General features: G+C 72.0%; 24 protein-coding genes. 19 read left to right on the forward strand and 5 right to left on the reverse strand.

Annotated features, from left to right (window positions below):
• The 5 genes from ISU07_RS05560 to ISU07_RS05580 all read left to right on the forward strand — a co-directional run bounded on the left by ISU07_RS05560 (position 1) and on the right by ISU07_RS05580 (position 6035).
• Positions 1-525 carry a DoxX family protein gene (locus ISU07_RS05560; RefSeq protein WP_194705803.1) on the forward strand — a complete coding sequence of 175 codons (525 nt, stop codon included), beginning with the start codon at positions 1-3 and terminating at the stop codon, positions 523-525.
• 46 nt (positions 526-571) lie between these two features.
• On the forward strand, positions 572-1678 hold the full coding sequence (locus ISU07_RS05565; protein ID WP_194705804.1) for an aminomethyltransferase family protein: 1107 nt from the start codon (positions 572-574) through the stop codon (positions 1676-1678).
• Positions 1679-1699: 21 nt separating this feature from the next.
• The gene (gene aroA, locus ISU07_RS05570) at positions 1700-2968 is read left to right on the forward strand and encodes a 3-phosphoshikimate 1-carboxyvinyltransferase (protein ID WP_194706114.1); all 1269 of its coding nucleotides are present in this window, start codon (positions 1700-1702) and stop codon (positions 2966-2968) included.
• Positions 2950-3972, forward strand: a complete 1023-nt coding sequence (gene rsgA / locus ISU07_RS05575) for a ribosome small subunit-dependent GTPase A (protein WP_407671370.1) — start codon at positions 2950-2952, stop codon at positions 3970-3972. Before aroA ends, rsgA begins: the two co-directional genes overlap by 19 nt.
• Positions 3973-4145: 173 nt before the next feature.
• The gene (locus ISU07_RS05580) at positions 4146-6035 is read left to right on the forward strand and encodes a GTP-binding protein (RefSeq protein ID WP_194705805.1); all 1890 of its coding nucleotides are present in this window, start codon (positions 4146-4148) and stop codon (positions 6033-6035) included.
• On the opposite strand, the gene ISU07_RS05585 is transcribed toward ISU07_RS05580, so the two are convergent.
• A complete protein-coding gene (locus ISU07_RS05585) occupies positions 6032-6520 on the reverse strand; it encodes a DUF2231 domain-containing protein (RefSeq protein ID WP_194705806.1) in 489 nt (162 codons plus the stop codon). The genes ISU07_RS05580 and ISU07_RS05585 overlap by 4 nt on opposite strands.
• Before the next feature lie 56 nt (positions 6521-6576).
• Here ISU07_RS05585 and hisN point away from each other — a divergent pair, with 56 nt between their 5' ends.
• The 4 genes from hisN to ISU07_RS05605 all read left to right on the forward strand — a co-directional run bounded on the left by hisN (position 6577) and on the right by ISU07_RS05605 (position 8862).
• Entirely contained in the window at positions 6577-7470 is an 894-nt protein-coding gene (gene hisN, locus ISU07_RS05590) for a histidinol-phosphatase (RefSeq protein WP_194705807.1), read from the forward strand.
• 228 nt (positions 7471-7698) lie between these two features.
• Positions 7699-8130, forward strand: coding sequence for a CBS domain-containing protein (locus tag ISU07_RS05595; protein WP_194705808.1), 432 nt, complete (start codon positions 7699-7701; stop codon positions 8128-8130).
• Between the two features lie 108 nt (positions 8131-8238).
• A complete protein-coding gene (locus ISU07_RS05600) occupies positions 8239-8607 on the forward strand; it encodes an FKBP-type peptidyl-prolyl cis-trans isomerase (RefSeq protein WP_194705809.1) in 369 nt (122 codons plus the stop codon).
• A gap of 27 nt (positions 8608-8634) precedes the next feature.
• Positions 8635-8862 (forward strand): RNA-binding S4 domain-containing protein, encoded by a 228-nt coding sequence (locus ISU07_RS05605; protein ID WP_194705810.1) that lies wholly within the window; start codon positions 8635-8637, stop codon positions 8860-8862.
• On the opposite strand, the gene ISU07_RS05610 is transcribed toward ISU07_RS05605, so the two are convergent.
• Positions 8859-10142, reverse strand: a complete 1284-nt coding sequence (locus tag ISU07_RS05610) for a DUF445 domain-containing protein (protein WP_323742446.1) — start codon at positions 10140-10142, stop codon at positions 8859-8861. The genes ISU07_RS05605 and ISU07_RS05610 overlap by 4 nt on opposite strands.
• A 33-nt stretch (positions 10143-10175) precedes the next feature.
• Between ISU07_RS05610 and ISU07_RS05615 the strand changes: the two genes are divergently transcribed.
• From ISU07_RS05615 to ISU07_RS05650, 8 genes are all read left to right on the forward strand, one after another.
• Complete coding sequence (locus ISU07_RS05615) at positions 10176-10574, forward strand: adenylyltransferase/cytidyltransferase family protein (RefSeq protein ID WP_194705811.1); 399 nt, start codon at positions 10176-10178, stop codon at positions 10572-10574.
• 98 nt (positions 10575-10672) lie between these two features.
• A complete protein-coding gene (locus tag ISU07_RS05620) occupies positions 10673-12283 on the forward strand; it encodes an MXAN_6640 family putative metalloprotease (protein ID WP_194705812.1) in 1611 nt (536 codons plus the stop codon).
• A gap of 91 nt (positions 12284-12374) precedes the next feature.
• Positions 12375-13088 carry a ceramidase domain-containing protein gene (locus ISU07_RS05625; protein ID WP_267238901.1) on the forward strand — a complete coding sequence of 238 codons (714 nt, stop codon included), beginning with the start codon at positions 12375-12377 and terminating at the stop codon, positions 13086-13088.
• 35 nt (positions 13089-13123) lie between these two features.
• Entirely contained in the window at positions 13124-13537 is a 414-nt protein-coding gene (locus ISU07_RS05630) for a hypothetical protein (protein WP_194705813.1), read from the forward strand.
• 39 nt (positions 13538-13576) lie between these two features.
• On the forward strand, positions 13577-14434 hold the full coding sequence (ppk2, locus tag ISU07_RS05635; protein ID WP_194705814.1) for a polyphosphate kinase 2: 858 nt from the start codon (positions 13577-13579) through the stop codon (positions 14432-14434).
• 131 nt (positions 14435-14565) lie between these two features.
• Complete coding sequence (locus ISU07_RS05640; protein ID WP_194705815.1) at positions 14566-16056, forward strand: cryptochrome/photolyase family protein; 1491 nt, start codon at positions 14566-14568, stop codon at positions 16054-16056.
• An 89-nt stretch (positions 16057-16145) separates the two neighbouring features.
• Positions 16146-16685, forward strand: coding sequence for a YbhB/YbcL family Raf kinase inhibitor-like protein (locus ISU07_RS05645; RefSeq protein ID WP_323742447.1), 540 nt, complete (start codon positions 16146-16148; stop codon positions 16683-16685).
• A gap of 55 nt (positions 16686-16740) precedes the next feature.
• Positions 16741-17310 (forward strand): maleylpyruvate isomerase family mycothiol-dependent enzyme, encoded by a 570-nt coding sequence (locus ISU07_RS05650; protein WP_194705816.1) that lies wholly within the window; start codon positions 16741-16743, stop codon positions 17308-17310.
• Here the strand turns inward: ISU07_RS05650 and ISU07_RS05655 are convergent.
• Positions 17307-18830, reverse strand: coding sequence for an MFS transporter (locus ISU07_RS05655; protein WP_194705817.1), 1524 nt, complete (start codon positions 18828-18830; stop codon positions 17307-17309). The two genes, ISU07_RS05650 and ISU07_RS05655, sit on opposite strands and share 4 nt — an antisense overlap.
• Before the next feature lie 57 nt (positions 18831-18887).
• Between ISU07_RS05655 and ISU07_RS05660 the strand changes: the two genes are divergently transcribed.
• Complete coding sequence (locus ISU07_RS05660; RefSeq protein ID WP_194705818.1) at positions 18888-19505, forward strand: TetR/AcrR family transcriptional regulator; 618 nt, start codon at positions 18888-18890, stop codon at positions 19503-19505.
• Here the strand turns inward: ISU07_RS05660 and ISU07_RS05665 are convergent.
• Positions 19486-19824, reverse strand: a complete 339-nt coding sequence (locus ISU07_RS05665; RefSeq protein ID WP_194705819.1) for a hypothetical protein — start codon at positions 19822-19824, stop codon at positions 19486-19488. The two genes, ISU07_RS05660 and ISU07_RS05665, sit on opposite strands and share 20 nt — an antisense overlap.
• A gap of 114 nt (positions 19825-19938) precedes the next feature.
• Here ISU07_RS05665 and ISU07_RS05670 point away from each other — a divergent pair, with 114 nt between their 5' ends.
• Positions 19939-20769, forward strand: a complete 831-nt coding sequence (locus tag ISU07_RS05670; RefSeq protein ID WP_194705820.1) for a hypothetical protein — start codon at positions 19939-19941, stop codon at positions 20767-20769.
• Positions 20770-21018: 249 nt separating this feature from the next.
• Here ISU07_RS05670 and ISU07_RS05675 read toward each other — a convergent pair whose 3' ends face one another.
• Positions 21019-23157 carry a DEAD/DEAH box helicase gene (locus ISU07_RS05675; protein ID WP_228521375.1) on the reverse strand — a complete coding sequence of 713 codons (2139 nt, stop codon included), beginning with the start codon at positions 23155-23157 and terminating at the stop codon, positions 21019-21021.
• Between the last annotated feature and the right edge of the window lie 184 nt (positions 23158-23341).

Genomic DNA, 23341 nt, shown 5'->3' on the forward strand with positions numbered 1-23341 from the left:
ATGACGCTCGTCCGGCTCGCCGCCCGCCCCCTGCTCGCCTCGATGTTCGTGGTCGGCGGCCTCGACTCGCTGCGCACCGCACCCGCCAAGGCCGGTGCCGCCGAGCCCGTGACCGAGCGGCTCGTACCACTGCTCCAGAAGGTCGTGCCGCAGCTCCCCGACGACCCGACCACGCTGGTCCGCCTCAACGGAGCCGCTCAGGTCGTCGCCGGTCTGGCGCTCGCCATCGGGAGGATGCCGCGCATCTCCAGCGCCGTGCTGGCCGCCACGCTCATCCCCACGACGGCCGCCGGCCACCGTTTCTGGGAGGAGAAGGACCCGGGGAAGAAGAAGGCGCAGCGCGTCCAGTTCTTCAAGAACGCCTCGATGATGGGTGGCCTGATGCTGGCCGCGGTCGACACCGAGGGGAAGCCGGGCGTGGCCTGGCGGGCCCGCCGCGCCGCGGCCGACGTACGTCGCGAGGCCCGCGTGCTGGCCAAGGACGCCCGCCACCAGGCGAAGCTCGCGCGCGCTCAGCTGACCTGACGTCCGCTTGCTTGAACGGTCAGTCAAACTCGTGGGAGCATGCCCCATGAGCGACGACGCGACCAGGTCCCCGTTCCACGACATCGCCGCCTCCCAGGGCGGCTCGCACGCCGAGGACGGCGGGTGGATGTGGCTGGAGGGCTTCGGGGACCTCGCCCACGAGTACGCCGCGATCCGCGACGACGTGGCGGTCTGGGACGTCTCCCCGCTCAACAAGTGGGAGTTCCGGGGACCGGACGCGATCAGAGCCGTCCAACGGGCGTTCAGCAACGACGCGCTCGGCCTCGCGGTCGGGCAGGCGAGGTACGGCGCGCTCCTGGACGCCGACGGGCTGGTGGTGGACGACGCGACGGTGTTCAACAGCGGGACGCCGGACCACTGCTGGGTGATGACCAACGGCAGCGACCACGAGGAGTTCTTCGCGGAGCTGGTCGCCGGCCTCGACGCGGGGTTCGAGTGGGTCACGCCGTCCATGCCGCACCTCGGCGTCATCGGCCCACGGTCGCGGGAGGTCGTCCAGAAGCTCACCGACGAGGACCTCGGGTCGCTGAGGTACTTCTGGTTCGTGCCGCACCCGGTGTCAGTCGGCGGCGTGCAGGTGCACCTCTCGCGCACCGGGTACGGCGGTGAGCTCGGTTACGAGCTGTTCCTGGTCGACCCCGCCGACGCCGAGACCCTGTGGAACGCCGTGGTCGGCGCCGGGGCGGTACCCATCGGCACCGACGCCATCGAGGTCGCCCGCATCGAGGCCGGGCTGATCATCTACGGCTACGACTACGAGCCGCACGAGCGCACGCCCTACGACCTGAACCTCGACAAGCTGGTGCACTTGGACCGGGGCCTCGGCTTCGCCGGCGAGGACGCCCTTCGGGCTGTGGCCGCCGATCCTCCGCACCGCTTCGTGACGCTGCGCCTGGAGTCCGACGAGCTCCCCGAGTACGGCGCCGTGGTCACCCAGGACGGCCAGGAAGTCGGCGTCCTCACCAGCCCGACCGACAGCCCGAGGTTCGGGAAGATCGGCCTCGCCGTGGTCGACAGCGCGCAGGCGAGCGTCGGCACCACGCTGGGCGTGGAGGTCGGCGACGAGGTCGTCCCCGCGACGGTGGACGTGCTGCCGGTCTACGACACCGACAAGAAACGCCCGCGCGCCTAGGCAACTAGGCTGCGCCGGGTGGTGAGGTACGCGGACCCGTGGCCGGCGCCGCGCGCCCGCGGCCCGGTGGAGGCGACGGTCTCGCTGCCCGGCAGCAAGTCGCTCACCAACCGCGCTCTCGTCCTGGCGGCGCTGGCCGACGGACCGTCGGTCGTACGCCGCGCCCTCAGGTCGCGGGACACCTCGCTGATGGCGACGGCCCTGACCGCCCTCGGCGCGCACGTCGACGACAGCGGCGACGACTGGCCGGTGACGCCCGGAGCGTTCGACCGCGACGCCACGGTCGACTGCGGGTTGGCCGGGACGGTCCTCCGCTTCGTGCCTCCGGTCGCCTCGCTGTCCACGGGGTCGGTGGCGTTCGACGGCGACCCGCACATGCGCAACCGGCCCGTCGGCGAGGTGCTGAGCGCCCTGCGCGGGCTGGGCGTCACCATCGACGACGAGGGCCGCGGCGCGCTGCCGTTCACGGTCCGCGGGTCGGGCGCCGTACCGGGCGGCCAGGTGGTGATCGACGCCTCGGCGTCGTCGCAGTTCGTGTCGGCGCTGCTGCTGGCGGGCGCCCGCTACGACAAGGGCGTCGACGTGCTGCACGACGGCAAGCCGGTCCCCTCGACGCCGCACATCGAGATGACGGTCGCGATGCTCCGCCGGCACGGCGTCGAGGTCGACGACGGCGAGCCGAACCGCTGGCAGGTGGCGCCCGGGGTCGTGCGGGCCCTGGACACCGCAATCGAGCCGGACCTCTCCAACGCGGCACCGTTCCTGGCGCTGGCGGCGGTCACCGGCGGGTCGGTGACCGTCCGCGACTGGCCGGAGTCCACCACCCAGCCCGGCGACGAGCTCCGCGAGCTACTCGCCCGCATGGGCTGCGCGGTCGAGCGGACGGCCGACGGGCTGCGGGTCGGCGGCCCGGACCGGCTCCAGGGCATCGACGCCGACCTCCACGACGTCGGCGAGCTCACCCCGGTCGTCGCCGCGCTCTGCGCTCTCGCGGAGTCCCCGTCGGTGCTGCGCGGCATCGCGCACATCCGGGGCCACGAGACCGACCGGCTGGCCGCTCTCGCCCGCGAGCTGGGCGGCCTGGGCGCGGACGTGGCGGAGACCGAGGACGGGCTCGCGTTCCGGCCGGCGTCGCTGCACGGGGGGCTGTTCCACACCTACGCCGACCACCGGATGGCGCACGCCGGCGTCGTCGTCGGCGCGGCGGTCGACGACGTGCTGGTCGAGGACGTCGCGACCACGAGCAAGACCTACCCCGGTTTCCCCGACGCGTGGAGCGCGCTCTTGTGACCCCCGGGCAGCGCCGCTACGGGGAAGAGGACCAGGAGCACTACGAGCGCCCCAGGCGGCGTACCCGTCCGCGGACGAAGGACCGCCCGACGTACGACGACGCCCACGAGGGGCTGGTGCTCACCGTGGACCGGGGTCGCTACGGCGTGGTCGTCGACGACCGGGCGGTCACCGCGATGAAGGCGCGGCCGCTGGGCCGCAAGGGCGTCGTGGTCGGCGACCGGGTCCGCGTCGTCGGCGACGTCACCGGCGAGGAGGGGTCACTCGCCCGGATCGTCGAGGTGGACGAGCGGTCGACCACGCTGCGCCGCAGCGCGGACGACGACGACGCCGTGGAGCGGGTCATCGTCGCGAACGCCGACCAGCTCGTCATCGTCAGCGCGCTGGCCGACCCCGAGCCCCGCACCGGGCTGATCGACCGCGCGCTCGTGGCGGCGTACGACGCCGGCATGAAGCCCCTGCTGTGCCTCACCAAGTCCGACCTGGCCGACCCCGAGACCCTGCTGGTCACCTACCGCCCGCTGGGGGTGCCGTGGGTGGTGACCCGCAAGGGCGGTGACATCGGCGAGCTGCGAGAGCGGCTCCGGGAGCGGACCAGCGTGCTCATCGGCCACAGCGGCGTCGGGAAGTCCACGCTCGTCAACGCCCTGGTGCCCGACGCTGACCGGGCGATCGGGCACGTCAACGCCGTCACCGGACGGGGCCGGCACACCTCGACGTCGGCCATCATGCTGCCGCTGCCCGGTGAGGACACGGTCGAGGGCTGGATCATCGACACCCCGGGCATCCGCTCCTTCGGGCTCGCGCACGTGCAGCCCCAGCACCTCATCGAGGCGTTCCCGGACCTCGACGAGATGACCGAGGACTGCCCGCGCGGCTGCACGCACGGCGAGGACGAGCCGGAGTGCGGGCTGGACGAGGCGGTCGAGCGCGGCCATGCCGATCCGCTGCGCGTCGAGTCGTTCCGCCGGCTGCTCGCGGCGCGGTCGGTGTCGCTCTACTGATTCGGCTCGCTCCGCTCGCATGTCCGGCGCGCTGGTCGCCCCGACAATTGGGTCGCTGCCCGGTGGTCCGGTGTGGCACGGTGACCCGCAACGACGACCGCGGTGACCGCAGAGAGGAGGCCTGAGATGGGGAGCACGCGTGCCCACCTGTCCCAGCTCTCCCAGGCGGTTACGTGTCCTCTCCTCACCCTCGGCTGAACCTCGGCATCGTCGCGCACGTCGACGCCGGCAAGACCACGCTGACCGAGCGGCTCCTCTACGAGACCGGAGTCAGCACCCACCTCGGCCGCGTCGACCACGGTGACACCGTCACCGACGCCGACGACATCGAGCGCCGGCGCGGCATCACCATCCGTTCCGCGGTGGTGTCGTTCACGGTCGGCGACCTCAAGGTCAACCTCATCGACACCCCCGGCCACGCCGACTTCGTGGCCGAGGTGGAGCGCGCGCTCGCGGTGCTCGACGGCGCGGTCCTCGTCGTCTCCACGGTCGAGGGCATCCAGGCCCAGACGCGCGCACTGATCCGGACCATGGAACGGCTCGGCATCCCGTTCCTGGTGTTCGCGAACAAGATCGACCGGGTCGGCGCGAGCGGCTCGCTCGACGAGATCCGCGAAGCGCTGGCCGGCGACGCGATCGCCCTCAACCAGCCGGTCGGGCTGGGCTCGCGGTCGGCCACGGTCCGGCCCCGTCGCGGGCCGGACTTCGCCGACGAGCTCGCGGACCGGCTGTCGCTCGTCGACGAGTCCGTGCTGGCGGCGTACGTCGACGGCTCACCGCCCGCTCCCGCCGACCTGCTGGCGTCGCTGGTCCGGGCCACCGCGACCGGCCGCGTGCACCCGGTCGTCTTCGGGGCGGCGCTGACGGGAGTCGGGGTCTGCGACGTGCTGGAGGCCATCGCGACGTACCTCCCACCCGCCGGTGGGTCGCCCACCGACGCGCTGCACGCCAACGTGTTCAAGATCGAGCGCGATGCCGCCGGGCACCCGCTGGCCTACGTGCGGATGCGCGGCGGCACGCTCACGTCGCGCGACGACGTGGTGCGTCACCACCGCGACGGCACCGGCCAGGTCACGGCCGTGCCCGGGCGGGCGAAGCGCGTGACGACGTACCTCGCCGGCTCGACCACCAGCGACCGTCCCGCCGTCGCCGGGGACATCGCGTGCGTGACCGGCCTCCCCGACGCCGAGATCGGCGACCAGCTGGGCCGGTGGGACCCGGCGTACGGACTGCGCCTGTTCCCGCCGCCCGGCCTCGAGTCCGTCGTCGTCGCGCGGGACCCGGCCGACCGGGCGCGGCTCTACGACGCGGTGCGGCTGCTGAGCGCTCAAGACCCGCTGATCGACGCCCGTCTCGACGGGCCGATGGAGGGGGTGGGGCAGGAGCTGACGGTCAGCCTGTACGGCGAGGTGCAGCGCGAGGTGCTGGTGGCGCGGCTGGCCGAGGAGTTCGGTATCGACGCCGAGGTGTCCGCGAGCCGGGTGGTGCACGTCGAGCGGGTCGCCGGGGTCGGCGAGTGGGCAGTGCGGGTGCGCACCGGCAACGCCAGCGTCGCCTACCGCGTCGAGCCCGGCCCGGTCGGCTCCGGCGGGAGGTACGTGATGGGGACCGAGCGCGGGTACCTGCTGCCGGCGCACCACCGCGCCATCGAGGAGACCGTGCCGCGCGTCATGGCCCGCGGCCTGCTCGGCTGGCGGGTCGTGGACTGGCTGGTCACGCTCACCGACGCGCGGTTCAGCGCGCCGACGCCACCGGCGGGGTACTACCGCGACCTCACCGAGCGCGCGCTGCGGCGGGCGCTGCGCGAGGCAGGGACGCGCGAGTGCGAGCCGGTCAGCGCGTTCGAGGTCGAGGTGCCGGAGGAGTCGTTCACGGCGGTGCTGCACGTGCTGACCGCGGCCGGCGCGACCCCCGGCCTGCCGACGTTCGCGGGCGGGCGCTGCACGGTCTCCGGCACGATCCCCACCCGGTCGGTGCACGGCGTCGAGCACGGGCTGCCCGAGCTGACGGGTGGGCGCGGGTTCCTGGTGACCGAGCCGGCGGGGTACTGCCCGGTGTCCTAGCTCCAGACCGCCCGGGCACCGGCGTCGCCGGTGAGCACGGTCCAGACGAGGGTGAGGAGGGCGAGCACCACGACCAGCCCGCTGAGCACGTTCTTGCGGGTGCCGTCGCGGTCGTGGAGGTACGTCGCGGCCACGGTGACGATCCCGAACCCGGTGACGATCCAGCGCAGCGTCCGGGCGTACGACTGGTGCTTGTGGATCCGGTCGAGCAGCTCACCGGAGAAGTTCGCGAACTTGGGGTCGGAGAAGAAGTTGTTGCCGGTGAGGTACGCCGCCCAGATGGCTCCGAAGGCGATCACGGCCAGCACCAGGGTCGGCCAGCGCAGCAGGTCGCGGTACTTCGGGAGGAAGACGTAGGCGAGCGCCGCTCCGGCTCCCAGCGGCGCGAAGACGACGGCCGCGTGCACCACGAGCGGGTGCAGCGGCAGCCCGGTGACCTTCCAGGTCATGGACGTGAGCAGGGGAACAGCCGCGAAGACGGTCACACCTCAGGGTACGGAGGTCCCGGGTCTTCGGTTCGGCGGCGAATAGGGTGGGTTGCATGCCGATCTCCGGCCCGTCGTCGGGTGTCATTGACTTCACCGACGACCTGCGCCTCGCGCACGTGCTCGCCGACGACGCCGACTCGATCACCGTGAACCGCTTCAAGGCCCTCGACCTGCACGTCATGAGCAAGCCGGACCTCACGCCCGTGACCGATGCGGACCAGGCGGTCGAGGAGGCCATCCGGCGTACCCTCTCCCGCGTCCGCTCGCGCGACGCCGTCCTCGGCGAGGAGCAGGGATCGAGCGGCCACAGCCAGCGGCAGTGGGTGATCGACCCGATCGACGGCACCAAGAACTTCGTGCGCGGCGTGCCCGTCTGGGCGACGCTCATCTCGCTGGTCGTCGACGGCGAGGTGGTGCTCGGCGTGGTCTCCGCGCCCGCGCTCCAGCGGCGGTGGTGGGCGTCGTCCGGCGCCGGCGCGTGGACCGGCCGCTCGCTGCTGAAGGCGACCAGGTGCACCGTGTCCGACGTACGCCGCCTCGAGGACGCGTCCTTGTCGTACTCCTCCCTCCACGGCTGGGAGGAGCGCGAGCGGCTCCAGGACTTCCTGTCGCTGATGCGCCGGTGCTGGCGCACGCGGGCCTACAGCGACTTCTGGTCCTACATGCTGCTGGCCGAGGGCGCCGTCGACATCGCCGCGGAGCCGGAGCTCCAGCTCTACGACATGGCCGCCCTCGACGTGATCGTCCGGGAGGCCGGCGGCCGCTTCTCGTCCCTGGACGGCACCGACGGCCCGCACGGCGGGAACGCGCTGGCCACCAACGGCCACCTCCACGAGGCCGTGCTCGCCTTCCTCGGCTCCCTCCCCGACGACCACGACGACCCCGAGTTCCCGCCCCTCGGCCCGGGCTCGGTCAGCGACCTCCGGTCGCGACGCCCGCCCGACTGAGACTCTCTCCTCGGCAGGGTTCGTGCTGGGCATGGCGGCCGGTAATGGCGCGATCGCGGCCGAATTGCAGGTTCCCGCCACCGAAATCTGCAGTTCCGCCGCGATCGCGCCATTCTCGGCACCCACGACCAGCCCTGTGGGCGCACCCTCGACCGCGACACGTGGCGGCGCTACCGTGGTGTGGACCAACCCGCCCCAGAGAAGCACGCGCGAGGAGGTCCCCCGGACATGCGCATCAGCGACGTCATCGGCACCAAGGCGAGCAAGGACGTCATCACCATCGCGCCGGACGCCACCGTTCGAGAGCTGATCCGGTTGCTGGCCGAGCACAACGTCGGCGCGCTGATCGTCAGCGGCGACGGGTCGGCCGTGGACGGGATCGTCAGCGAGCGTGACGTCGTACGCCGGCTGCTGGACTCCGACGACATCCTCGACGGCCAGGTGGCGGCGATCATGACGGCCGAGGTGGCCACGGCCGCTCCGGACACCAGCCTCGACGACATGCGGCTGCTGATGACCGAGCGCCGGATCCGGCACGTGCCCGTGGTCTCGGAGGAGAGGCTGGTCGGCATCATCAGCATCGGTGACGTGGTGAAGGCGGCCATGGACCAGCTCCAGTTCGAGCGCGACCAGCTCGACTCGTACGTCCACGGAGCCTGATCTGGCCCCTCCCCTCTGCTTCGGGGCGCGTCCGCGCGGCTGAGGCATCGCACCATCCAGGTCGTGCGGGCGCTGGGCGCCGGTCCACGCCCTGGTAGACAAGGGCGCATGGAGAAGCCTGAGATCGAGTTCCCCGGGCCGGAGGCGCCCAGCGACCTGGTGGTCACCGAGATCACCGAGGGTGACGGCGCCGAGGCGACGTCCGGGTCGACGGTGTCGGTGCACTACGTCGGCGTCGCGCACTCGACCGGCGAGGAGTTCGACGCGTCGTACAACCGTGGCGCCCCGCTCGAGTTCCGGCTCGGCATCGGCCAGGTCATCCAGGGCTGGGACCAGGGCGTCGCGGGCATGAAGGTGGGCGGCCGGCGGCAGCTGGTGATCCCGCCGCACCTCGGGTACGGCGACCGCGGCGCGGGCGGCGTCATCCAGCCGGGCGAGACGCTGATCTTCGTGGTCGACCTCCTGGATGTGCGCTGACCTGCTCCCTTTTGGGACACTGGGCTCATGACCGAGAGCCCGCTGACGACCGACGTCAGGATCAGCGACGAGTCCATCAAGCTCGGGCAGTTCCTCAAGCTGGCCGACCTGGTCGACTCCGGCAGCGAGGCCAAGCCCCTGCTCGCCGGTGGCATGGTGCGCGTCAACGACGTCGTCGAGACGCGCCGCGGCCGTCAGCTGGTGCCGGGTGACGTCGTCGCCATCGCGGCCAGGTCCGTCCGGGTCGTGAGCTAGAGCACCAGCGACGCGGCGTGGATGACCACGCCGACCAGGCCGCCCACGATCGTGCCGTTGATCCGGATGAACTGCAGGTCCCGGCCGACGTGCAGCTCGATGCGGCGCGCGGCCTCCTTGCCGTCCCACCGCTCGATGGTGCTGGTGATCACCGCGGTGATCTCCGCTCCGTAGCGCTCGACCGCGAACACCGCGGCGTCCGCCGCCACCAGGTCCAGCCGCTTGCGCAGGTTCTCGTCGGCGACCAGGCGCGAGCCGAACGCCGAGAGCTCGGCCAGCACCCGCTGGCGTACGGCGCCCTCGGGGTCGGCCAGCGAGGTCTGCAGCGACCGGCGCAGGGCATTCCAGAGGTCGACGCTCGAGCTGAGGACCTGCGGGTGGTCGAGGAGCCGCTCCTTGAGGTGCTCGGTGCGCGCCTGGGTGTCGGGGTCGTGCAGCAGGTCGTGGGCGAGCTGGCGCAGCATCGAGTCCAACGCCCGCCGCGCGTGGTGGTGGGGGTCGTGGCGGATGTCCAGCAACCACTCCACGATCTCCCGGTAGAGCCGGCGGCTGACCGCGCTGTTGAGCCGGTCCGGCGCCCACCACGGCGCCCGCTCCTCCAGGACCTCGGCGAACTGCTCGGGGTTCTCGACCAGCCACTGGGCGATCTCGTCGACGGCCAGGTCGACCAGCCCGTGGTGCAGGTCGTCGCGGACGACCTCGTCCAGCAGCCCGCCCAGCAGCGGCGAGATCGGCTCCTCGCGGAACCGCGGCACCAGGGCGTCCTGCACGAAGCCGCGCACGTGCTCGTCGGTCACCTTCCCCAGCGCGATCGAGGCGAGCTCGGCCGCCTCGTCGGCGACCCGCCGGGCGTTCGCGGGGTTCGACAGCCATGACCCGACCCGCGCCGAGATCGTCGCCGCAGCGACCCGGTCGCGGATGATCCCCTCCTGGAGGAAGTTCTCCCCGACGAACTCCTCCAGCCCGCGGCCCAGCTCGTCCTTGCGCTTGGGGATCAGCGCGGTGTGCGGCACGGGGATGCCCAGCGGGTGCTTGAACAGGGCCGTCACGGCGAACCAGTCCGCGATCGCGCCGACCATGGACGCCTCGGCGCCGGCGTTCACGAACCCGAGGAAGCCGCCCTGACCGCGCGTGGCGACGTACACGACCGCCGCGAACACCAGCAGGCTCACCGCGATCGTCCGCATCCGGCGCAGGCCGCGGCGTCGCGCCTCGTCGGCAGCGGGGTCCGGCGTGATCATCGAGATCACGCCCCTGGCTGCCTGCCGGTCCTGGGTCACCCTTCGATCATGACGTACGGAAGAATCCCGCCCATGTCACGCACCGTGATCACGTTCGGGACGTTCGACGTCTTCCACGTCGGCCACCTGCGCGTGATCGAGCGGGCCGCCGCCCTCGGCGACCGTCTCGTCGTCGGTGTCTCGGCCGACGCCCTCAACCTGGCCAAGAAGGGCCGCGAGCCGGTGTTCAGCCAGGGTGAGCGGCTGGCCATCGTGGCGGCGCTCAAGCCGGTGGACGAGGTGTTCGTCGAGGAGAGCCTGGAGCTCAAGCGGCACTACATCGAGCAGTACGCCGCGGACGTGCTCGTCATGGGCGACGACTGGAAGGGCCGCTTCGACGAGTTCGAGGACGTCTGCGAGGTCGTGTACCTGCCCCGCACCCCCGCCATCTCGACCACGGCCCTCATCGAGAAGATCTCCGCCGCGGAGTGACGCAGGTCTAGCACAGGCGTGAGCGCCCGGTCGGTCGCGAGGGCGGCGCCGTCTAAGGTGGGCGCGGTACGCCCCCACCCTCGAGGAGATCCCCCCACATGCGCCGCACGACCGCCAGCCTGCTGGCCCTCGGACTGTCGCTGGCCCTGGCGCTGACCGTGGCGCCGGCGACCGTGTCCACCGCGACGGGCGCCCAGGCGCAGTCCTCCTCGGCGGCCCAGCCGGGGCGCACCACCGACCGCGAGCGGGCGACCCGCGCCCTGGAGCGCGCGAAGGATCTCTTCTCGGCGAAGGCCTCCTCGAGCGGCGACGGGAGCGGTGGCGGCCGGGCCCGCAAGCAGGACGCCACGCTCGTCATGCGCGACCTCTTCGAGAGCCGCGGTGCCCTCTCGCCCTCCCAGCGCACGATCGCGAACCACATCCTGGCCCGCCCGACCGACGGCGCCAGCGACCCGTACGGCGACGGCTACCGGGTCCCGTCGAAGAAGAAGTGCGCCGGCAACTTCTGCATCCACTGGGTGACGAGCACCGACGACGCCCCGCCCAGCCGGGCCTGGGTCACCAGGATGCTGAAGCTGATGAACCACGTCTGGAAGAAGGAGGTCAACAAGCTCGGCTACCGCCGCCCGGTCTCCGACGGCGGCCGTGGAGGCAACGACAAGTTCGACGTGTACCTCGCCCAGATCGCCGATCGTGGCCTCTACGGGTACTGCGCTCCCGAGCGCCGCAAGCCCGGCTTCGAGTGGCTGGCGTCCGGCTTCTGCGTGCTCGACAACGACTACGTCGGCTTCCCGCGCTCGCCGATCCAGAGCGCCGAGGTGACAGCCGCGCACGAGTTCTTCCACGCCATCCAGTTCGGGTACGACTTCGGCGAGGACCCCTGGTTGCTCGAGGCCACCGCGACGTGGATGGAGGAGCGGGTCTTCGACGGCATCAACGACAACCGGCAGTTCCTCCCCTCGAGCCAGGTGGCCGTGCCGGAGAAGCCGCTGGACTTCTTCAACTCCTTCCTCGGCGGCGGCGAGCAGTACGGCAACTGGGTGTTCTTCGAGTTCCTCAGCAAGAAGTTCGGGACCAACGTCGTCCAGCAGATCTGGAACAAGGCAGCCGCCTTTCCGGGCGCTCCCGACATGTACTCCACCCGGGCGATCGCCGCGACGCTGAAGTCCCACAAGGGGTTCAAGCGCGTCTACAGCGAGTTCGCGTCCGCGAACACCCTGCCGGCCAAGTTCTACGCCGAGGGCAAGAGCTGGGCGATCCCGGCCCCGTGGGCCGCCCACCCCATCACCCTGACCCGCGCCCAGCGGCGCACCGGCACGTTGGCGACCTCCTTGCTGCACATGACGTCCTGGAGCTACCAGGTGAAGTCGTCCACCTCGCTGCGCAACAAGAAGTGGCACCTGAAGGTGAAGATCGACGGACCGAGCGCGTTCCGCTCGCCGGCGGCCTTCGTCTTGGTGCAGAAGCGCCACGGCTTCGAGAAGCGCTACGTCCACCTCAACGGCAAGGGCAACGGCCAGGTGATCGTCCCCTTCAGCCGCAAGAAGGTGAAGGCGGTCTACGTGACGCTCGTGAACGCCTCGACCCGCTTCAAGTGCAACCGCAAGCCACCGTCGAACTTCTCCTGCAACGGCCAGCCGATCGACGACGGGCGGAACTTCGTGGGCAAGAAGTACAAGTTCTCCGCCAACGTCATCAAGCGGGGCTGAGACGGCCCGCGACCTCCGGCCGTTCGGCGTCGCGGCGGCGACCGCCGTCGCGTCCGTCGGGCTGCTGTGGGTCGCGATCGCCCAGGGCTGGCTGGGGCCCGACGTCGGTCGCGGGTCGGGGTTCTGCGAGCGCCCGCACGACGTCGGCCTCCTCATCCAGCCGGCCAACAGCCTGTCGAACGCCGGGTTCGTGGTCGCCGGGCTGCTCGTCGGCTGGTACGCCGGCCGCCGCGAGCGCCTGGGTGACGTGCTCCCCCGGCTGCGCGGGCTGCCCACGGCGTACGCCGTCGTGACCGTGCTGCTCGGCCCCGCCAGCGCTGCCATGCACGCGACCCAGTCGGCGCTCGGCGGGCGCCTGGACCTGCTGAGCATGTACCTGATCGCGTCCTTCGCCGCGGCGTACGCGTCGATGCGGCTGGTCCGCCAGGGGTCGACGTTCTTCTTCCAGGTGTTCCTGCTGCTGGTCGCGTTCTGCGAGCTCGTCGGCACGCTGGACTTCTCCGTGCCCGTCGTCCACGACAGCGGGAACCTGGTGTTCGGGGTCCTGCTGGTCACCGCGATCGCCATCGAGGTCGTGCTGTGGCGCCGCGCCGGCAGGCGCGGGGACGGGACCCGGACGGAGCTGCGCTGGGGTGGCGGCGCGGCGGGCGCGATGACCGTGGCGTTCGTGATCTGGAACCTCGCGCAGGGACCGTGGTGCGACCCGACGTCCTGGCTCCAGGGACACGGCGCCTGGCACCTGCTGGACGCGGTGGCGGCGTACCTGCTGTTCCGGCTGTATGCCAGCGAGCGCGCGATTCACTGACAGGTCCTGTCAGGTTTGCCGGTCAGGCTGGTGCGATGACGCACGCGCACGACTTCGACTTCTGGCTCGGCGAGTGGGACGTCTTCGGCCCGAAAGGCCGGCAGGTCGGGACGAGCTCGATCACCAGCATGTTCGCCGGTCAGTCCGGAGGGATGCTGCACGAGCACTGGCACGGGGCCGGCGGGGTCGAGGGGCGCAGCATCAACGGGTACGACGAGGAGCGCGGCTGCTGGCACCAGACGTGGATGGACGGCACGGGTGGCGTGCTCCTCCTCGACGGAGGACTCCGCGACGGGGCCATGGTGCTCGAGGCGCCCGGCCAGCGGATCACGTGGACGCAGCTGGACGACGACCCGGACGGCGCCGAGGTCCGGCAGGTCTGGGAGTCGTCCGAGGACGGCGGAGCCACGTGGACGGTGGCGTTCGACGGGCGATACAGGCGGCGGTAGACCTCGACAACCCCGACCAGGCGCGAGCACTGTGACGCCATGACGAGCTCAGTGCTGCCGGAGGGCGCCGACGACGTCGGCCGGAGCGAGGGGACCACGCAACGCGAGGGCTACACCAAGTCCGGCAAGCTCAAGGCCACGGTGTACGACGCGGAGATGGAGCGGCTCCAGGAGCAGCTCGTCCTGCTGCAGTACTGGATCCAGTCCCAGGGCCTCAAGGTGCTGGTGATCTTCGAGGGCCGTGGCTCCGCCGGCAAGGGCGGGGTGATCAAGCGGATCACCGAGCGCACGTCGCCGCGCACGGTCCGGGTGGTGGCGCTGCCGAAGCCGACCGAGCGGCAGAAGACCCAGTGGTACTTCCAGCGGTACGTCGAGCACCTCCCGGCCGCCGGCGAGATGGTGCTGTTCGACCGGTCCTGGTACAACCGCTCGAACGTCGAGTGGGTGATGGACTACTGCACCCAGGAGGAGTACCAGGAGTTCCTGCGCTCCTGTCCCGAGTTCGAGCGGATGCTGGTGCGGTCGGGCATCCAGGTCATCAAGTACTGGTTCTCGGTCAGCTTCGAGGAGCAGCGCAAGCGCTTCGAGGCCCGCAACGCCGAGCCCCTCAAGCGCTGGAAGCTCAGCGACATGGACCTCGCCGAGCACGAGCTGTACGTGAAGTACTCGATGGCGAAGGACGCCACCTTCACCTACACCGACATCAAGCAGGCGCCCTGGTACGTCGTCCCGTCCGACGACAAGAGGGCCGCCCGGCTCAACTGCATCAACCACCTCCTCAGCCAGTTCGAGTACGTCGACGTCGCGCCGGACGTGGTGGAGCTCCCGGTCATGAAGGAGCTGCCGTACGTGCGTCCGCCGATGCACGAGCAGACCTTCGTGCCTCAGCTGTTCTGAGCGCGACCGTTGGTCGAGAAGGGACGAAGTCCCGTCACGAGACCCGGTGACAAGACCGCGGACCTCTCGCCGGGTCTCGTGACGGTTGCTAGCGCAACCTCCTCGACCAACGGGGACCGTAGGGTCGGGAGATGACGACCCGCTGGCTGTTCGGGGACCAGCTCGGCCCGCACTTCAGCGACGACCACGACGGTCGGTTCCTGCTCGTCGAGTCGCGGCGGGTGTTCGCGCGGCGGCGGTTCCACCGGGCCAAGGCGCACCTGGTGCTGTCGGCGATGAGGCACCGGGCGGCCGAGCTCGGCCACCGGGTCTCGTACCGGCGGACGGCGACGTACGCCGAGGCGGTGCAGGCCGAGCGCCCCGTGGGTTTCCAGGTGGTCCAGCCGACGTCGTACGCGGCCGTCGACCTGGTGACCCGCCTCGGCGAGGAGTACGACGTCGAGCGGCTGCCGGCGCGCGGGTTCGTCACCTCGCGGGCGGAGTTCGCCACCTGGGCAGAGCGGCGAGGTGGCAAGCGGCTGCTGATGGAGGACTTCTACCGGGACGCCCGGCGGCGTACGGGTGTGCTCATGGAAGGAGTCGAGCCGGTCGGCGGGCGGTGGAACTTCGACGCCGACAACCGCGAGCCGCCGCCGAAGGGCGCATCGACCCTGGGAGTGCCTGAGCCGCCGTGGCCGGTCGAGGACGAGATCGACGCCGAGGTGCGAGCGGACCTGGATCGGTGGGAGGCCGATGGCGACGTGTCGTTCGTCGGGCGGGACGGGCCGCGCCTTTTCGCCGCGACGCGGGCGGAGGCGCTCGCGGTGCTGGATCACTTCGTCGAGCACCGGCTGCCGGACTTCGGCGCGCACGAGGACGCGATCCTCGAGGGCGACCCGTGGATGGCGCACTCGCTGATCTCCGCGCCGATGAACCTCGGGCTGCTCGACCCGGTCGAGGTCGTGGCGCGCGCGGAGGCGGCGTACGCCTCGGGCTCCGCTCCCCTGGCGAGCGTCGAGGGGTTCGTGCGGCAGGTGATGGGCTGGCGGGACTACATCTGGCACCTGTACTGGCACCTCGGCCCGGAGTACCGGCGGCGCAACGCCCTGACCGCGCGCCGGAAGGTGCCCGACTGGTTCGACTCGCTCGACGGTACGGCGACGCGGGCTCGCTGCCTCTCGCACACGCTCGACGCCGTCGCCGAGCGCGGCTGGGTGCACCACATCCCGCGGCTGATGGTGCTCGGGTCCTACGCGCTGCAACGCGGCTGGGCGCCGGAGCAGGTGACGGACTGGTTCCACCGGTCGTTCGTGGACGGGTACGACTGGGTGATGGTGCCCAATGTCGTCGGGATGTCGCAGCACGCCGACGGCGGGCTGCTGGCGACCAAGCCCTACACGTCCGGCGGCGCGTACATCGCGAAGATGAGCGACCACTGCGGCTCGTGCGAGCTCGATCCGAGGAAGCGGGTCGGCGAGGACGCCTGCCCGTTCACGGCGGGGTACTGGTGGTTCCTCGACCGCCACCGCGAGCGGTTCGCCGGCAACCACCGGATGGCCCGGGCGGTGCGCGGCCTCGACCGGCTCGGCGACCTCGACGCGCTGGTCGCGCAGGAGGACGCCCGCGGGTCGTCGGCGCCGTAGGACCACTCGAACGGCTTCGACCCGATCTCGGAGGTCATCGGCGTCGGGCTCCAGGTCGCGGCCCTCGGCGGCTGCGTACTGTCGGACGGGTGACCGGGCGGTGGCTGTGGGGAGCACTGCTCCTCGCGCTCGCCGGATGCGGAGGCGACTCGACCTCCAGCCCGGCCGACGCGGACGCACCGGCGACGATCACCGTCGCCAGCACGGCGTTCGGCGAGGGCGAGGCGATCCCGCAGCGGTACACCTGCGACGGGGACGAGGTCTCGCCGCCTCTGGCGTGGTCCGGCGTCCCGGACGGCGCCGCGGCGCTCGCGCTGGTGGTGGACGACCCGGACGCACCGTCGGGCACGTTCACGCACTGGGTGGTGCTGGACATCCCGGTCGGTACGACGTCCTCGGACGAGGGTGGCGTGCCGGCGGGTGGTGTGCAGACGACGTCGTCGGCCGGCGACGCGGTGTACGCGGGGCCCTGCCCGCCGGGCGGGACCCACCACTACCGGTTCACCGTCGTCGCGCTCGACGCCGAGACCGGCCTGGGCGACGGCGCCTCGCTCGACGACGCCCTCGAGGCGGTCGACGAGCACGCCGTCGCGCGCGGCACGCTGACCGGGACGTACACGCGCGGATGACGAGTATTCAACCGATTGGTTGACTACTGCGGGACGATCGCCTAGCGTGCCGCCCATGACGATCCCCGCCGACCCACCCGCCCGGCACCGCGCCATCGCCGGCGACTTCGCCGCCCGGACCGAGCGGGTGACGGACTGGGACGCCCCGTCCCCCGTGGCCGACTGGCGGACCCGCGACGTCGTGCGGCACCTGGTCGACTGGTTCCCGTCGTTCCTCGAGCACGGCACGGGGATCAAGCTGCCCGACGTACCCTCCCCCGACGACGACCCGGTCGGCGCCTGGCGCGAGCACGCCGCGAACGTCCAGGCACTGCTGGACGACCCGGCCAGTGCCGACCGGGTCCTCTCGAACCAGCACACCGGCGACGTGCCGCTGCCCGAGGCGATCGACCGGTTCTACACCTCCGACGTCTTCATGCACACCTGGGACCTGGCCCGCGGAGCCGGCCTCGACGACCGGCTCGACCCGGACGAGTGCGCCGGCATGCTCGCCGGCATGGAGCCGCTGGCGGACCTGCTGGCGGGCTCCGGGCAGTACGGGCCGCGCGTCCCCGTCGCCGACGACGCGGACGCGCAGACCCGCCTGCTCGGGCTGATCGGCCGCGACCCGAGCTGGAGCTCCTAGGCCGCGACCGGCACCGGCTCCACCGGCACGCCCTCCGGGGCGTGCGTGCCCCGCCCCGGCAGCGCGACCGCGCCGACGAGGGCGCCGGCCAGGCAGAGCAGCCCGACGACCAGGCTCGAGGTGTGCAGCCCGGACATGAACGCGTCCTGGAGCGCGCGGGCCAGCTCGGGCTGGCCGGCCGAGATGGCGGTGGCCGCACCGACCGAGTCCTTCGCCCGCTCGAGCACGTCGGCGGGCACGGCGCCCCAGGCGCCATCGGCGAGGTTCGCGGCGTACACGCTCGAGAACACCGACCCGACCACCGCGACGCCGAGCGTGCCGCCCAGCTCACGGGTGGCGTCGTTGACCGCGGAGCCGACGCCCGCGCGCGCCGGCGGCAGCACCAGCAGGATCGACTCGGTGGCCGGCGTGGAGATGAAGCCCATCCCCAGACCCATCAGCACCATCTGGGGCACGATGACGGCCGGGTACGACGCATCGACGCTCACCGTCGAGATCCAGACGAACGACGCCCCGAACAGCAGCAGTCCCGAGGTCACCACGACCTTGGTTCCGATCCGCGGCGCGAGCAGCGCGCCGACCACGGATGCGGCGGCGATGGACAGCGCGACGGGGAGGATCCGCGCGCCGGTCGACAGGGCGCCGTACCCGCGCACGAACTGGAAGTACTGCGTGATCAGGAAGATGAACCCGAACAGCGCGAAGAAGGTGACCGTGACCGCGCCGCTGGCCGCGCTGAAGCGACGGTCGCGGAACAGGCTGAGGTCGAGCATGGGGTGCTCGGCGCGGCGCTCGACCGCGATGAACACGAGGAGGACCAGGGCGCTGACCGCGAAGCCGCCGAGGGTACGGGCCGACGCCCACCCGTGCTCCGGCGCCTCGATGATCGTGAACACCAGCGCGCTCAGCATGGCCACGGACAGGCCGAGGCCCGGCAGGTCGAGCCGCGGCACGGCGGGGTCCCGGGACTCGGGCACGAGGACGTACGCCGCCGCGGCGGTCAGCACGGCGAGCGGGACGAGTGCCCAGAAGACGCTCCCCCACACGAAGTGCTCCAGCAGCACGCCGCCGGTGACGGGGCCGGCCGCGACGCCGATGCCGACCACGGCGCCCCAGATGCCGAGGGCCGCGGCGCGCTCGCGGCGGTCACGGAAGGTGTTGCTGATGATCGACAGCGTGGTCGGGAAGATGACCGCGGCCGACATGCCCATTGCCACGCGGGCCGCGATCAGCGCACCGGCGGAGTCGACGACCGCGCCGACCGCGCTGGCGGCCGCGAACGCGAGCAGACCGAGGATGAGCGCCGGGCGCCGGCCGTACCGGTCGGAGAGGCTGCCCGCCGCGAGCACGAGGGCGGCGAACGCGAGGTTGTAGCCGTCGACGATCCACTGCAGGGACCGGGTGCCGGCGTCGAGGTCGGTGGAGATGCTCGGCAGCGCGACGTTGACGATCGTGGTGTCGAGGTTGATGGCGAGCACGGCCGCGCAGACCGTGAGCAGGATCGGGAGCTTGGAGCGCATGTGGACAGTGTCCACATGAATGTAACCACTGTCAACATGTTACGATAGGATGGCTGCGTGCCCCCGAGCTCGAAGCCGTACCACCACGGCAACCTGCGCGCCGCCCTCGTCGAGGCCGGCGCCGAGCTCGCGCGGTCCAGCGGCCCGGACGGCGTGGTGCTGCGCGAGGTGGCCCGGCGCACGGGCGTGTCGCACAACGCGGCGTACCGCCACTTCGCCGACCGCGACGAGCTGCTGTCCGAGATCGCCACCGTCGCCGCCGACCAGCTCGAGCAGGCGATGCAGCGGCGTCTCGACGAGGTCACCGAGTCCGACCCCGCACGGCGGGCGCGGGCCCGCCTGCGGGCGACCGGCCGGGCGTACGTCGAGTTCGCGCTGGCCGAGCCGGGGCTGTTCACGGTGGCGTTCTGCCCGACGGACGTCGAGGCCGCCGGACCGGACGAGGCGGCGCCGTACGTGCTGCTGGGTCAGGTGCTCGACGAGCTCGTCTCGGCCGGCGCGCTGTCCCCCGAGGGCCGGATGGGCGCCGACGTGGTGTGCTGGTCGGCCGTCCACGGCCTCTCGGTGCTGCTGCTCGACGGCCCGCTGCGCGGCCTGACCGCCGAGGAGCGCGGCGGCGTGGTCGAGAAGCTGCTCGCGACCATCGAGCGAGGACTCACCGGGGCAGTCGGCTGATGATGCCCGTCGGGTCGTCGGTCTCGATCAGCAGCTCGTCGTACTTCTCGCCGCGCAGGCTCACGTAGACCGCCGGCCTGTTGCGTCGCAGGGCCACCAGCTGCCGGTGTCCCCGACCCACCCAGGTACCGAGGAGCCAGACGCCCGGCAGCCCCAGGCCGACCCGCAGCCCGCGGAGGTCGTCGCGCCAGCGGCCGACGAGGCGCGCGCCGGTGACCGACGAGAGCGGGAACTCCTGGTCGCGCACCAGTCCGAGCAGCTTCTCCTTGCGCGGGAAGGTGACCCGGAGTGTGTCCCTGTCGACGGCGATGGTGGCCATGGGCTCATTCTTGCGCGCGGAGGACGCGGGCGACCTCGGTCACGAGCGCGGGACGCGGCTCCGCACGGCGAGGTCGCCTGCCGTAGGGTCGCATGCGTGCCGAGGTTTGCCGCAGTGTCCCGCCATCACGTCACCAGTGCGCTGGCCGAGCAGGACGGCACCGGCCCTCGCGAGGACTTCGTCCTGATGCACGGAGGCCAGGCGTACGGCGCCGAGGCCGTCCTCAGCGCGGCCCACCACAAGGCGACCGGGACGCCGGTCCCGGACCACGACTGGACGGCGAAGGACCAGGCGGCGCGGATCCTGCGCGAGCTCGGCTTCCGCGTCCTGGCCGGCGACGACCCCGACGCCGTCGTCCCGGTGAGCGGCTCGTGGCGCGAGACGAGCGACGTCGGCGCCGACGCGACGCGCGAGGAGTGGACCGCCGCCGCGCGCGAGACGCTGCTCGAGGCCGCCCGGAGGTACCGCGCCACGGTGACGCCGAAGGTGCTGGCCATCGAGGTCCAGCGCCGCAGCGGCATCCGGACCAAGCAGCAGATGCACTACTGGCTCGGCGAGGTCCTCGGCCGGGTCGCACTGGAGTCCGCCGCCCGCGACGAGCCGCTGCTCGTCTCGCTGGTCGTGGACGAGGCTGGCCGGGTCGGCGATGGGTACGCCGTGGCGGTGCTGGCGGCGTACGGCGACCGCCCCGAGAACCCCAACGCCCATGCGGCGCGCGAGCAGCTGGAGTGCTACCGGTTCTTCGATGCGGCGGGCCTGCCGGCGGACGGCGGCTCGGTCGCGCCGCCGAAGGTGGTCGCGGCGGCGCCCAAGACGCGGCGTACCGCCGCGCCGAAGGCCCCGGCCGTCAAGCGCCCGACCAAGCCCGCCGACATCCCGCTGGAGATCTGCCCGACCTGCTTCATGGCACTCCCGCGCTCGGGTGTCTGCGATAATTGCGCCTGAGCTCGACATGGTGGTCGAGCCCGCGAGCGCCAGCGAGCGGTGTCGAGACCCCGTGAGCTGACCACGAACCTGTCACCGGGGTCTCGTGACGGGACTTCGTCCCTCCTCGACCAGCGGTAGCCGGGGTCTCGTGACGGGACTTCGTCCCTCCTCGACCAGCGGTAGCCGGGGTCTCGTGACGGGACTTCGTCCCTCCTCGACCAGCGGTAGCCCGGGTCCCGCGGCGGGACTTCGTCCCGGCTCGACCACCTAGTGCTGCCGTCGGGCCTTCAGCGCGTCGACCAGCAGCGCGACGAGGGCCTCGACCTGGACGTCGACCGAGGAGGCCTCGATGTCCAGCCCGTCGAGGGCACGGGCGGCCAGGCCGGCCTTGCTGTCGATCAGCTCGGCGACCTTGGTGTCGATCGTCTGCGCGGCGATGATCCGCCAGGCGGTGACCGGCTCGTCCTGGCCGATGCGGTGGACGCGGTCGATCGCCTGGGTCTGCTCGGCGTCGGTCCACGAGAGCTCGGCCAGCACGAGGTTCGAGGCGACCTGGAGGTTGATGCCCACGCCGGCCGCGGTCAGCGAGCACACGATCACGGCGACGTCGGGGTCCTCGATGAAGTCCTTGATGTTCCGCTCGCGGGCGGTGCGGGTCTGGTCGCCACGGATCGTGGAGTACCTGAGCCCGCGCCGCTCGAACGTGCCCTGCGCCGCGTCCATCACGTCGATGTGCTTGGCGAAGAAGACGACCTTGCCGACGTTGCGCGCGAGCTGCGCGGCGTAGTCGGCCGCCAGCCCGGCCTTGGCCTGGCCGATGCGGCGCATCATGCCGAAGACGTTCTCGCCGGTGGACTCCTCGTCGGAGTCCTCGCGCTCCCACGTCGCGACGCGGCGCACGAGCTCCAGGTCGATGCCGTCCTCGTCGAGCGTGGCTTCCGTACGACGGGTGGCCAGCGCCGACTCGTACCTCGCGACCAGACGTCGGGCGAGCTCCGCCTCGGCCTCGCGGATGGAGCGGCCCAGGTCGTCGTCGAGCTCGACCGGGATGTCGGCGATCCGGCGCGCCGGGATGTCCTTGGCCACGTCGACCTTGCGGCGCCGGACGATGCCCTGGTCGACCACGCACTTGCGGGCGGCCGGGTAGAAGCCCGGGTCGGCCGGGGTCAGGCCGGTCGCCTCGAGGGCGTCCATCAGGGTGCCGAGCGGCTTCTTGTCGTCGACCCAGCCGAGGTACTCCCAGATGGCCTGGAAGTCCTCGATGTCGTTGATCAGCGGCGTGCCGGTGAGCGCGAAGAGGAGCGGCCGACCCGTGCGGGCGCGGATGCGGTCGGCGACGGTGAGGACGTTCTGCGAGCGCTGGGACGTCTTGTTCTTGATGAAGTGCGCCTCGTCGACGACCATCGCGCGGAACCCGAAGTCGCCGAGCCAGCCCACGTGCCGGTCGAGCACCTCGTAGTTGACCACGATGATGTCGGCGAAGCCGTTGATGTCGTGGCCGTCGCCGTGGATGACCGTGGCGGTGCGGTGCGGCACCCAGATGCCGGCCTCGCGGGCCCAGTTCATCTTCACGACGTTCGGGACGACCGCCAGCAGCGGGAACGCGTCGGCGGCCTCGGCCCCGAGCAGCGCCTGCGCGGTCTTGCCCAGGCCCGGCTCGTCGGCGAGCAGGAAGGTGCGGTGTCCGTCGGCCGCGGCCGCGACCACCTCGGCCTGGTGCTTCATCAGCTGGAGCGCGCCGGGGAGCATCACCTCGCGCGCCTCGGGGAGCGGCATCGAGGTGGCGGCGCCGTTGCCGACCTCCTCGAACGACCGGAACAGCGGCCCGAGCAGCTCCCACCCGGCCAGTCGCCGGGCCTGGCCGCGGCCCTGCGAGACGGCGGTGAAGTCGGGTGCCAGGAACGGGTTGGACAGCTGGCGGGAGAGGACGGACTGGGGGACGACGCGGCGCTCGACCACCAGCGGGAACCCGTCGTCCTCCTCGGGCTCCTCCTCCTCGACCTCGAGGCCGGCGCGCTCGAGCATCGCCCGGCGCATCTCGGAGGCCTGGTCGGAGACCTTGGCGGTGTCGGACAGGAGGGTGAACAAGGACGGCTCGCGGGCCGCGGTCTGGGCGAGGATCGTGGCGATGCCGTCGAGCCGCTTGAGCTCGCCGTCGCGCTTGGCCTCGGTCAACGTGGTGTCCGTCCGGACCCGGGCGCGTTCCTCGCGCGCCAGCAGGGCCACGGCCTGGAACCGGGAGCGCACCGAAGTCGCCTGACCCCGCTCGACGGCGGACTCGATCTCGCGCACGGCACGCGCCAGGATCGGGATCAGCCCCTCGTTGTCGAGGGGTCGGGTGCGCTGCCGACCGTTGGTACGGCGCTGGCCGGACCGCTGGGTCTGGCGCTGGCGACTCCGAGCCAAGAGAGCTCCTCCTCGGGGGTCCGGCGGTGTGCCGGACGTGGTTCCGCCACAGGCTCGTCCGGTCCGGGAGGTCGGACCGCCGGTGGAGCCTGCTGGCTCCGGGAGACGACCTCCGGGACGAGAGACGGTCTTGGTCAGGGGCACGTTCAGGGCCGTGTCGCCTGACGAGGACCGCGGGCACGGT

The sequence above is a fragment of the Nocardioides islandensis genome, from assembly GCF_015352455.1.
GTDB classification, from domain to species: domain Bacteria; phylum Actinomycetota; class Actinomycetes; order Propionibacteriales; family Nocardioidaceae; genus Nocardioides; species Nocardioides islandensis.